Genomic DNA, 1,013 nt, shown 5'->3' with positions numbered 1-1,013 from the left:
TGCTTTACTTACCAGCTCTGAACCTAAACCGTTACCTCGTTCTTTGCCCGAAACCCAGACAGTATCTATTTCGAGGCCATCCCAGTAACAGTTTGCGAGAATACCACCAATTAATTCTCCTGACTGTGAGCGTGCACTTACCATGAATATTTTGTCTTCTGATTCTGGCGGTAAGTTTGGAAGCTTACTTTTTGAATATGCGAAAAAGTTACTAGTTAGCTCTTTTACTAATTCAGGTGATGGCGAATTAATTAGTTCATAGTTCATATCCTTTTGAGCCATAACAGTTAATTCTGTGTCTCGCGACGCGCTTGTTTACGACGCATATACATTTTGATGGCTGTTCCTCGCTTAATTGGCTGGCCCAATCATGCCTGAGTTTTATATCCTAAACACAAAGTTGTTCTGAGAAAAGTACGTCTTGCGACGTATATTTCTGTTTTTATTCTTCTTTGAAAATGCAAATAAATTCAAATATTTGGGTGATTTTAAAGAGTGTTTGTCTTTATATGCGTCTTGCGACGCACTAATCTGAAAATAGCTTTTCACCTAAGACGAACAACTGTAATGCGATACGCCGCCAGCGTGGAAGTACTCGCGTGGCCTGAGTTGATAATACTTGTCTTCAATCTCTTTTGATTGTTCGTCGTAAGGGTTAGACAGTATCTCCTGTAGCTCGTGAATCAGCGAGTAATCACCAGCTTCTGCTTGTTGATAGGCCGGAACAATGAGCCATTCACGCCAGATGTATTTCGGGTTCACCTGTTTCATTTCTTGAGCAATTTGAGATGGCTCTTTTGCCGATGCGCTCAGCGCGGCTTTCCATTGATCAAACCAAAGATTCCATTCATCCATCAAACTGTTTGCTGGCTCGCTGTAAAAACTCTTGTGCAGTGCTGAGCTGTCTTCGGGGATGTTCGAGAGCTCACGGAAGAATAGGGTGTAGTCGACAGGCGTGAGTTCCATTAGGCGAATAAGTTGCTTCACTAATGAAGGCTCGACACTTTCTAAAC

At 42.3% G+C, this 1,013-nt stretch carries 2 protein-coding genes; both read right to left on the bottom strand.

Translation table 11 applies throughout. From position 1 onward, the window contains the following. The coding region (locus tag A3762_RS00650; RefSeq protein WP_156493092.1) for a GNAT family N-acetyltransferase at positions 1-267 on the bottom strand (267 nt) is incomplete at its 3' end. Positions 268-549: 282 nt separating this feature from the next. Further along, the coding region (locus A3762_RS00645; protein ID WP_197468902.1) for a protein adenylyltransferase SelO family protein at positions 550-1,013 on the bottom strand (464 nt) is incomplete at its 5' end.

The organism is Oleiphilus sp. HI0125 (assembly GCF_001635355.1).
Note: the sequence above shows the minus strand (reverse complement) of the source record. Positions and strands in the feature narration are given on the sequence as shown.